This is a genomic window from Photorhabdus australis DSM 17609 (genome assembly GCF_000711895.1).
GTDB lineage: Bacteria > Pseudomonadota > Gammaproteobacteria > Enterobacterales > Enterobacteriaceae > Photorhabdus > Photorhabdus australis.
In genome coordinates, this window is the sequence record NZ_JONO01000035.1 from 50,568 (window position 1) to 59,815 (window position 9,248).

5 protein-coding genes and 1 tRNA gene are annotated in these 9,248 nt (G+C 43.5%); 2 read left to right on the forward strand and 4 right to left on the reverse strand.

Features of this window, described 5'->3' with window-relative positions; translation table 11 throughout:
- Window positions 1-52: 52 nt before the first annotated feature.
- On the reverse strand, window positions 53-4,033 hold the full coding sequence (gene putA, locus BO26_RS11535) for a trifunctional transcriptional regulator/proline dehydrogenase/L-glutamate gamma-semialdehyde dehydrogenase (protein ID WP_036771489.1): 3,981 nt from the start codon (window positions 4,031-4,033) through the stop codon (window positions 53-55).
- 486 nt (window positions 4,034-4,519) lie between these two features.
- On the opposite strand from putA, the gene putP reads away from it, so the two are divergent.
- Window positions 4,520-6,004 carry a sodium/proline symporter PutP gene (putP, locus tag BO26_RS11540; protein WP_036771490.1) on the forward strand — a complete coding sequence of 495 codons (1,485 nt, stop codon included), beginning with the start codon at window positions 4,520-4,522 and terminating at the stop codon, window positions 6,002-6,004.
- Between the two features lie 48 nt (window positions 6,005-6,052).
- On the opposite strand, the gene wrbA is transcribed toward putP, so the two are convergent.
- Window positions 6,053-6,652, reverse strand: a complete 600-nt coding sequence (wrbA, locus tag BO26_RS11545) for an NAD(P)H:quinone oxidoreductase (RefSeq protein WP_036771491.1) — start codon at window positions 6,650-6,652, stop codon at window positions 6,053-6,055.
- Between the two features lie 232 nt (window positions 6,653-6,884).
- A complete protein-coding gene (cycA, locus tag BO26_RS11550) occupies window positions 6,885-8,291 on the reverse strand; it encodes a D-serine/D-alanine/glycine transporter (protein WP_036771493.1) in 1,407 nt (468 codons plus the stop codon).
- A 258-nt stretch (window positions 8,292-8,549) separates the two neighbouring features.
- Here cycA and BO26_RS11555 point away from each other — a divergent pair.
- Window positions 8,550-8,625 (forward strand) — tRNA-Lys (locus tag BO26_RS11555).
- A 537-nt stretch (window positions 8,626-9,162) separates the two neighbouring features.
- On the opposite strand, the gene BO26_RS22115 is transcribed toward BO26_RS11555, so the two are convergent.
- Window positions 9,163-9,248 (reverse strand): DUF1240 domain-containing protein (locus tag BO26_RS22115; protein ID WP_157835550.1); only part of this gene is annotated, 86 nt, incomplete at its 5' end.

The window sequence follows — 9,248 nt, forward strand, 5'->3', positions numbered from 1 at the left end:
AGAGAGCACCAATTTCAGGGGAACACATCTTTGATGTGTTCCCCTGGTTATTTTAGCCGATTGTCATCAGGCTGGCATTGCCCCCCGCAGCGGCAGTGTTAATACTCAGCGAATGTTCATGCAGCAGACGTTCTAGCAATAGGTTAGTTTCTCCACGGGCAAAACCTTGTACGGAGATAATGGGTCCTTGACGTTGAGCGATCTGTTCGCAGACTTGTCGAAGTTGATCAGAATCGCCGTGGTAAATAACAGCGTCGAATGCTGTATCTTCATGTTGCCAATCCTGAACCAGATTGATTGCTTTACGGACGTTATCTGGCAATTGACGGAACAATTGCTGATGTATTTCATCATCTTGCCAGAGTAATTGACAGCCAACAGATAATGTTGCGGCCAGTTGGATCAAGGTATCCCGCTGATTATCCGCCAGACACAATACCTGACCACGCGGTAACAGGGTGTAAGTATTGCGTTCACCGGTAGGTCCTGGTAACAGACGAGTTGTGCCACCTTGTGCGAGTAGTTTGTACTGTTGAACCAGCTGATTCAGCTCTTCGTTGTGCTGATTAGTAGCCCATTCCGCTAATGCATTAAACGGAGCCATCAGTGTCAAACGAGCATTGGCCTCCAGTGGATATTCAGCATCCTGACGTTCCAGCGTTTGATTAATTGCATTCTGAGGGCGGCAAGAGAGCAAACGATATAAATAGAGCGGACCACCCGCTTTCGGACCGGTACCGGATAAGCCTTCACCACCAAATGGTTGTACGCCAACAACAGCCCCTACCATATTGCGGTTAACATACAGGTTACCCACTTTCGCTTTCGCAGTAACCTGTGCAATCGTTTCATCAATACGAGTATGTACACCTAATGTCAGGCCGTAGTTGGAGTCGTTAATTTGATCCAACAATTTATCCAACTCACTACGTTTAAAACGGATAACATGCAGGACAGGGCCAAAGATCTCTTTTTTCAGTTCATCAAAGCTTTCCAGTTCAATTAGCGTTGGTTTAACAAAGGTGCCTTGTTTCCACTCTTTACTGTCAACGGCATTGTTATACGCTGCCTGGTAAATTGTGCGCCCTTTAGTGCGCATTGTCTGAATATGGCGATCGATACCGGCTTTGGCTTCCGCATCAATGACTGGCCCGATATCGGTAGAAAAGCGTTCAGGATTACCCATCCGGCATTCAGACATTGCTCCTTTCAGCATGGTAATAGTTCTTTCTGCCACATCTTCCTGAATGCAAAGAATGCGTAAGGCAGAGCAACGTTGACCTGCACTGTCAAAAGCAGAGGCGACGACATCAGTGACAACTTGTTCTGTGAGAGCAGAAGAGTCAACAATCATTGCGTTCAGGCCGCCTGTTTCTGCAATGAGAGGTGTTGGCCGTCCTTGTGCATCAAGTCGTCCGGCAATATTGCGTTGTAACAGACCGGCAACTTCAGTAGAGCCAGTAAACATCACACCACGTACTCTTTCATCACCAACCAGAAGAGAACCAACGGTTTCACCTCGGCCAGGTAATAGTTGCAATACGCCATGGGGAATACCTGCTTGATGCAGTAGTTTGACCGCAATTGCGGCAATTAATGGTGTCTGTTCCGCAGGTTTTGCTAAGACACTGTTTCCAGCGGCCAGCGCAGCAGCGATCTGTCCAGTGAAAATAGCCAACGGGAAATTCCATGGGCTGATACATACAACGGGTCCCAGTGGACGATGGGTATCATTAGCAAAATCGTGGCGAACTTGCCCGGCATAATAATGGAGGAAATCGACGGCTTCACGCACTTCCGCAATCGCATTATTAAAGGTTTTGCCGGCTTCCCGAATCAGAATACCTAACAGTGGCTGCATTTGGTTTTCCATTAGTTCAGCAGCACGAACCAAAATTGCTGCCCGTTCTGATGGCGGAGTAGCAAACCAGATTGCGCCAGCTTCTGTTGCGACATCTAGCGCATGGCTGACTTCTTGTTCAGTTGTTTCACGCACATGGCCAACGATATCCAGAGGTGCCGCTGGGTTAATGACAGGTTTAGCAGCAGGTAGCCCACTTTGATGGCAATAGTTACCGCCCAGTAGTGGCTCACTGTACCGCTCTTCGGTAGCAGAGCTGAGTAGTGCACTGGAAAGAGACGCTAATCGATGTTCGTTAGAAAGATCCAAACCGGCTGAGTTTACGCGATCTTTGCCATACAGGTTGTGAGGCAGAGGGATTTTTGGATGGGGAAGACCGATTTGACCTTCGGTTTCAGCCAGCTTCTGAACTTTTTTCACTGGATCAGCAACAAGTTCATCCAATGGCAGTGTTGTGTCAGCGATACGGTTGACGAAGGAAGTGTTAGCACCATTTTCCAGCAGACGACGGACGAGATAGGCCAATAGCGTTTCGTGAGTGCCTACTGGCGCATAAATACGGCATGGGCGGTTTAGTTTGCCATCAGCAATTTTCCCAACGACTTGTTCGTACAGTGGTTCTCCCATGCCATGCAAACATTGGAATTCATATTGACCAGGGTAATAATTTTGACCAGCCATATGATAAACAGCAGATAAAGTGTGAGCATTGTGGGTAGCAAACTGAGGGTAAATCAAGTTCGGAACTGACAGTAACTTGCGGGCACAAGCCAGATAAGAAACATCGGTATAAACTTTACGAGTGTAAACAGGATAACCTTCCAGCCCATCTAATTGAGCTCGCTTAATTTCGCTATCCCAGTAAGCTCCTTTTACTAATCGCACCATCAGACGACGACGGCTACGTTGTGCCAAATCAATTAGTGCGTCAATAACAAATGGGCAGCGTTTCTGATAAGCCTGAATAACGAAACCAATGCCATTCCAGCCAGCCAGTTGGGGTTCAAAACAGAGTTTTTCCAGCAAATCGAGAGAGATTTCTAGCCGATCTGCTTCTTCTGCATCAATATTGATACCAATATCATATTGATATGCTTGTAATGTCAGGGAAAGCAGACGCGGATACAGCTCATCTATGACTCGTTCATATTGAGCACGGTTATAGCGTGGATGCAGGGCCGAAAGCTTAATGGAAATTCCTGGTCCTTCATAAATGCCTCGGCCATTGGATGCCTTACCGATAGCATGAATTGCCTGTTGATAAGAAACCATATAATCCTGAGCATCTTTCTCAGTTAAAGCGGCTTCACCCAGCATGTCATAGGAATAACGAAATCCTTTTTCTTCCAATTTACGTGCACTTGCCAGCGCTTGAGCGATAGTTTCACCTGTAACAAACTGTTCACCCATCAGACGCATCGCCATATCTACGCCTTTACGGACTAATGGTTCACCACTTTTGCTGATAATGCGATTCAGTGAGCTAGAGAGTTTGGCTTCGTTATGAGTTGAAACCAGTTTGCCGGTAAATAGTAGTCCCCATGTTGCTGCATTGACAAACATGGATGAACTCTGGCCCAAATGAGAATGCCAGTTGCCATTACTGATTTTATCGCGGATCAGCGCATCACGGGTGGCTTTGTCTGGGATACGGAGCAGGGCTTCTGCAAGGCACATCAGGGCGACACCTTCTTGAGATGAAAGTGAAAATTCCTGCAATAGTCCTTGAACTAAACCTGAACGGCCAACGCTGTTTTTCTGGTTACGTAATTTTTCTGCAATGCTGTAAGCCAGTTTATGAGTTGCTTGTGCTTGCTCTTCTGGCAAATGTGCCTGTTGTAGCAGCATGGGAACTGCCTGTGTTTCTGGCAGACGATAGGCAGAAGTAATTGCAGAACGTTTTACTGATTGAGGCAGGATATGTTCAGCGAAGTCGAGAAAGGGTTGATAGGAGGAATCTATTGTAGTTTCTTCTCCAGTTATTTTCTCTTCTTTAAGATCTTGACTGGCAGATAACTCAGCAATTTGTTCGCCATTTTCAAGGCGTTCAAGGTAATTGAAAACAGCTTGTTTAATCAGCCAGTGTGGAGTGCGGTCAATCCGTTGTGCCGCAGCTTTAATACGATCACGAGTTGCCTCATCAAGCTTTACGCCCATTGTTGTACTGCCCATCCTCGCTCCTTTAATAGGTAAGGTTTATCTAACGTTGCATGATAATATCTGACATGTTGCAACTTTGTGCAACCTTATGCAAAGTGCTTGTTGTGTTTTTGTGAAATTAATCCGTTTATTATAATTAGTCAGGTATATTTATTATTGTGACTTCATCTAATTGATATATATTGGTTTACCATTTTATAGCTAACCCAAGGTTGTAATCGTGAAATGGTTAAAAAGCATAACCTTTAAATCAAATAAATGTGATTCAGCAAACGTTTCTTGTAAAAAATAGCGTTAATTAGTTGTTAAATTACCGGGTGCTAATCTAGGATTCATTGTAACTTTTTAATTGGTTACAAAAAAAATTATTTCAATTTAGAATTATAAACCATCTTTAGGTGCAATCAGGTGCAACGTTCCTGAACCTGACAGGGAAAACTCTGTGTACCCCAGGAGAACTGCGGCTTTGCAAACACAGATAAACTATGGAGAACTTGCATGACAGTAAATACACCAATGCTAATCACCTTTATTGTCTATATTGCTGGAATGTTGTTGATAGGTTTTTTGGCTTATCGCTCAACCAAAAATTTTGATGATTATATCTTGGGTGGAAGGCGATTGGGCAGCGTGGTAACGGCTTTGTCTGCCGGTGCTTCGGATATGAGTGGCTGGTTATTAATGGGCTTACCTGGCGTTGTCTATTTTGCGGGGATTTCAGAAAGCTGGATCGCAATTGGTCTTTCTTTAGGTGCTTACCTTAACTGGAAATTAGTTGCAGGCAGGCTACGGATTCAGACGGAAGTCAATAACAATGCCTTGACACTGCCAGACTATTTCACTAGTCGTTTTGAAGATAGTAGCAAGATTTTGCGCATTATTTCTGCGCTTGTTATTCTGATTTTCTTCACTATCTATTGTGCTTCTGGTGTTGTTGCTGGAGGTTTGTTATTTGAAAGTACTTTTGGTATCAGCTATCAGAAAGCCATGTGGCTTGGGGCAGCAGCAACGATTGCTTACACTTTCCTCGGCGGCTTCCTGGCTGTCAGCTGGACAGATACTGTTCAAGCTTCATTAATGATCTTTGCTCTTATCCTGACCCCGGTTATCGTTATTTTCTCTGTGGGCGGTATTGATACTTCTCTGGCTCTGATAGAAGCGAAAAATCCGGCGTATTTGGATATGTTTAAAGGGTTGAATTTTATTGCCATTATCTCGTTATTGGGCTGGGGGCTGGGTTATTTTGGCCAGCCACATATTCTGGCGCGTTTTATGGCGGCAGATTCCCATCACACTATCCGTAAGGCTCGTCGTATTAGTATGACCTGGATGGTGTTATGTCTGGCAGGAACTATTGCGGTTGGTTTCTTCGGTATTGCTTATTTTGAAGTGCATCCTGAACTTTCTGGCCCAGTCACTGCCAATCGTGAACGTATCTTTATGGAATTGGCGGTTGTTCTGTTTAATCCGTGGATAGCGGGTGTTTTACTATCCGCCATTCTGGCCGCAGTGATGAGCACCTTAAGTTGTCAATTGCTGGTGTGTGCCAGTGCATTAACGGAAGATCTTTATAAGCCCTTTATCCGTAAATCTGCTAGCCAGAAAGAGTTGGTGTGGGTGGGGCGCTTTATGGTGCTGCTAGTGGCGGTCATCGCAATGGTGATAGCGATTAATCCGGAAAATAAAGTACTGGCTCTTGTTAGTAATGCCTGGGCTGGATTTGGCGCTGCGTTTGGCCCGGTCGTACTGATTTCTGTTACCTGGAAGCGTATGACACGTAATGGGGCATTAGCAGGAATGTTGGTAGGGGCAGTCACGGTATTGGTGTGGATGAAATACCAGTGGTTTGCTCTGTATGAAATTATCCCAGGCTTTATCTTTGCTTCTATCGCAATCGTGATTGTGAGCCTGTTGGGCCAGGTGCCGAGCCGGGCAGCACAACAGCGTTTTATTGATGCTGAGGCGCAATACAAAACTAAGTGAATTGAAATTAGGTAAAAAGTGTGAAGGCGAAATGCCTTCACACCCTAATTAGCTTTTTAGTTTTTTAGTGATCTTAGCGACATGCTCCCCTTGATAACGGGCGATTTTCAATTCGTTTTCACTGGGGAAGCGTGAACCATCACCGCCAGCGAAAGTACTGGCACCATAAGGGGTTCCCCCTTGTGACTGTGAAATATCCCCGATTTCAGGAATACCATAACCAATCGGCACGATAATAAAGCCGTGGTGAGCGAGTGTTGTCCAGGTGGAAGTAATGGTCATTTCCTGACCACCACCAACACCTGTGGAAGTGAACACGCTGGCGACTTTGCCGTGCAGTTTACCTTCGGCCCACAAGCTGCCTGTCTGGTCTAAAAAGTTTCTCATTTGGCCGGCCATATTACCAAAGCGGGTTGGGGTGCCGATGATAATTGCATCGTAATCAACCAGCTCTTGTATGGATGCAACCGGAGCAGATTGCTCTGTTTTACCACCTGCTTTGGTAAATATTTCTGGTGGGATAGTTTCTGGTACGCGTTTAATGGTGACTTCTACATCAGCGACTTTTTTGGCGCCTTCTGCAACTGCGGATGCCAGCGTTTCAATATGCCCATACATGGAATAATAAAGTACAAGAATTTTAGTCATATTACTTTCTCCGACAAGGTTAAAAAGTGGCTGCAAAGTTTACAGTAACGGCAGCCTGTCATTTCAATTCATCAATATTATTGATGTAATAAGGTGGAAGGCCTTATTTTGTAAAAAAGATTTTCTTAATCGATAGAGTAAGTGTAGTGGTAATTTGGTAGCTTGCAGCAATAAAAAAGACCCGCGGAGTGTTATTCCAACAGGTCATATAGGTAGTAAAAACGTGAATAAGTTAGCTGTACAGCCGTGTTCTGCGTTTTTTTACAATTTGAAAGCCAATAATTAAAACCAGAAACCAAACAGGTGTGATGATTAATGCCTGGCGAGTATCATCCCGTAAAGTGAGTAATATCAGAACAAATGCAAAAAATGCCAGACAGACCCACGACATCATAATACCCAGTGGCATTTTATAGATTGAAGCTTTATGTAATGCAGGGCGACGTTTCCGGTAAACCAGATATGAACATAGGATCATACTCCAGATAAACATAAACAGAATAGCTGAAACGGTGGTTACCAGGGTAAATACATGCATAACATCGGGAATTAAATAAATCAGCACGACACCACAGGATAAACATAAACAGGTAAAAATTAACCCCGATGCAGGTACCGAACGGCGTGAAAGGCGGCTGAATTGCTGTGGTGCATCGCCTTCTTTTGCCAACCCAAATAGCATTCGGCTGGTGGAGAAAACCCCGCTATTTGCTGAAGAGGCGGCAGAAGTTAATACCACAAAATTCACGATACTGGCGGCAGCAGGTAAGCCAATCAGAACAAATAGCTCAACAAAAGGGCTTTTATCTGCAATGATTGAACGCCACGGTGTAACTGACATAATAATCATCAGCGCCAGTACGTAGAAGGTGATAATACGAATTGGAATGGCATTAATGGCTCTGGGAAGTGATTTCATTGGATCTTTAGTTTCTGCGGCAGCAGTGCCTACTAATTCAATACCCACGAAAGCGAATATGGCTATTTGGAATCCGGCAAAAAATCCACTTAATCCTGTGGGAAAGAATCCTCCGTCATTCCATATATTTGCCAATGAAGCGGTATGGCCGGCTGGAGATTGAAAATGCATACCGATCAGAACAGTGCCTGTCACAATTAAAGCGATAATGGCAACGATTTTGATCATAGCGAACCAGAATTCCATTTCTCCGAATAATTTCACTGTTGCCAGATTAAGCGCCAGTAACAATGAAACACAGAGTAGGGAAGTGGCCCATTGTGGAAAATCGGGTTGCCAATAACTGATATATGAGGTGATGGCTACTACATCGGCGATACCGGTAATCACCCAGCAGAACCAATAAGTCCAACCGACGAAAAAACCTGCCCAGGGACCCAGTAAATCTGCGGAGAAATCACTGAATGATTTATATTGCAGGTTTGAGAGCAATAATTCGCCCATTGCGCGCATTACGAAGAACAACATAAAACCGATAATCATATAAACGAATATAATCGATGGCCCGGCAAGGGAGATTGTTTTCCCAGATCCCATAAACAGCCCCGTGCCAATAGCACCACCGATAGCAATAAGTTGTATATGTCGGTTGCTCAGATTGCGTTGTAACTGCGTTTCCCCGGTTTTAGCGGAAAGTGAAGTGGGTATATTTTCTGCCATAATATATAGTATCCAATATTTTCATTTTCTTAGGTAAATTGTCACGGCTCTTTGAGTGGCCTTATATTTGACTGTGTTTGCGGAAAATATTGTGACACAAATTACTATAATAATGACAGCTTGATTTCATCTTAAAAACAAATTGGTTACAATTTAACTCATTAGTATCCTTAAAATTGAATATGAATTATTCATTTGGAAAAAATAGTCATAATAATATTGACGATAGCTGTATATGGGATAATAATCGTTCATATTGGGTTGTTAGCTCAGTCGGCAGAGCAGTTGACTCTTAATCAATTGGTCCGGGGTTCGAGCCCCCGACAACCCACCAGTTAAATCAATTAGTTATCCATTGAGCACCTTATTATCAAGGCTTGATTGGGACGTAGACGGGACGTGGTTAATTAGGATGCCAATAGATAGATACTTAAAAGTGGTATTTAAGAGCATTCATATAGGTTGTATATAGATTTGTTATTATCAGGTAAACCTTATCCATTACATTTATACCCAATAGATTTCAAGTTGCAGCGTGGCGGCAAGTGAACGCATCCCCAGTCGCATAGATAGCGATGTGACTGGGGATGGATGTCTCCATAATAATGATTACATAAATAAACTGTACAATAACTACGACAGACAACATCGAAAGTAAAATAAACAGCTATGAATGCAGTAAAGAGCCAGTAATATAAGGCTTTATTTCTGGTTTCATGGTTCAGGATATCAAGTAATTCTTTCGTGGTGTTTTTATCGTGAGTGATTTTTACAGAAAGCACTATTTAACACCCTGAGAAATAATAAAAAAGCCCTCAAATAATGAGAGCTAAACAGGTAAAAACATGAGAAAAGAATATTTATAAAATTTTCACTCACATAGTTTAATGTCTTTGACATAAGTTGTCGGCGACATCCATGAGATTTTATCACACACTAAATAGCCGTCATTTTTTA

Bases quoted from the DNA above. Each gene is read 5' to 3' on its own strand.
- putA (WP_036771489.1), bottom strand. From the start codon at position 4,033: ATGGGCAGTACAACAATGGGCGTAAAGCTTGATGAGGCAACTCGTGAT.
- putP (WP_036771490.1), top strand. From the start codon at position 4,520: ATGACAGTAAATACACCAATGCTAATCACCTTTATTGTCTATATTGCT.
- wrbA (WP_036771491.1), bottom strand. From the start codon at position 6,652: ATGACTAAAATTCTTGTACTTTATTATTCCATGTATGGGCATATTGAA.
- cycA (WP_036771493.1), bottom strand. From the start codon at position 8,291: ATGGCAGAAAATATACCCACTTCACTTTCCGCTAAAACCGGGGAAACG.